The organism is Bacillus sp. JJ864 (assembly GCF_036963045.1).
Taxonomy (GTDB): Bacteria; Bacillota; Bacilli; order Bacillales; family Bacillaceae_G; genus Bacillus_A; species Bacillus_A pseudomycoides_C.
This window is the reverse complement of record NZ_JBALLY010000045.1, coordinates 19,214-19,478: the sequence shown is the minus strand read 5'-3', so window position 1 is coordinate 19,478 and position 265 is coordinate 19,214. Positions and strand designations below refer to the sequence as shown.

General features: G+C 31.3%; 1 protein-coding gene (only partly in view). It reads left to right on the top strand.

What is annotated here, in order from left to right; all coding sequences use genetic code 11:
- The first annotated feature begins 210 nt into the window (after positions 1 to 210).
- Positions 211 to 265: the 5' end (the start) of an HBL/NHE enterotoxin family protein gene (locus tag V7024_RS08645; protein WP_335518355.1), read on the top strand. 776 nt of this gene lie beyond the right edge of the window; the window shows 55 of its 831 coding nt (coding positions 1-55); its start codon is at positions 211 to 213; the stop codon falls past the right edge of the window.

Below are 265 nucleotides of genomic sequence, written 5' to 3'. Positions count from 1 at the left end.
CAAAATATCTGAATTATGAAATATAAGTGCTAAAATTTTATTGTTTACTTATTAAAAACATAGTGTTTAAATGGGGGCGTAAGGACCTTACATTCTATGGAAGCAAATAATAACGAGAGTTTTTAACACTCTATCAGAAAGAACTCTCCTTTTCAAGTATGTGCAAGGAGAGAACCGAACAGTGGTTCGTTTAATATCTAGGAATATCAAATGCTTAATAAAATCCCTTACAAACTACTCGCTGTATCGACGTTTTTAACGATTA